Annotated in this window: 1 protein-coding gene and 1 pseudogene; both read right to left on the bottom strand. The window is 29.1% G+C overall.

The genetic code is table 11. The features are described 5' to 3' along the window. Nucleotides 1-163: 163 nt before the first annotated feature. Nucleotides 164-361 (bottom strand): 50S ribosomal protein L35, encoded by a 198-nt coding sequence (rpmI, locus tag FUA24_RS10810; protein WP_019388182.1) that lies wholly within the window; start codon nt 359-361, stop codon nt 164-166. A 60-nt stretch (nt 362-421) separates the two neighbouring features. After that, nucleotides 422-573, bottom strand: a pseudogene (locus tag FUA24_RS10805) (translation initiation factor IF-3 C-terminal domain-containing protein); the annotation flags it as partial.

Raw genomic sequence — 573 nt, 5'->3', positions numbered from 1 at the left:
CTTTTAGCTACAGAATTTACTGATCTTGGCATAATTTTTAAGTTTTTTGTAGTGGGCGGTTTATAAATAAACGCTTTGGTATTTTTTCTAAAACTTATAGTTTTAAATTAAATGAGCCACACTCCAGGGTTTTACAATTTGTTTTAACCAATTAAAACGTTTGTTACTTTAAACGTAACATTGTTTTAATATTATCTTCGTCAGCCTTATGTACTAATGTATCATGGGTTAACGCAAGCTTACGCTTTTTAGACTTCTTTGTTAAGATGTGACTTTTAAAAGCGTGCTTTCTTTTAATTTTGCCAGTGCCCGTTAATTTAAAACGTTTTTTAGCACTAGACTTTGTCTTCATTTTAGGCATTTTCTTTTCCTAGTTTTAATTATTTCGCTTAATTATTTTTTTACTGAATATGAGCCAGTATTATTTTTTAGGAGCAATAAACATAGTCATACGTTTACCTTCTAATTTTGGCATTTGTTCTACTTTGCCTAACTCTTCTAAATCTTGAGCTAAACGTAAGAGTAAAATTTGACCTTGCTCTTTAAATATTATTGATCGTCCTTTAAAAAACA

The organism is Seonamhaeicola marinus (genome assembly GCF_008085455.1).
This window is presented reverse-complemented; position numbering and strand designations above follow the sequence as displayed.

Excerpts from the sequence above, each read along its gene's own strand:
- rpmI (WP_019388182.1), bottom strand. The coding sequence starts at position 361 with ATGCCTAAAATGAAGACAAAGTCTAGTGCTAAAAAACGTTTTAAATTA.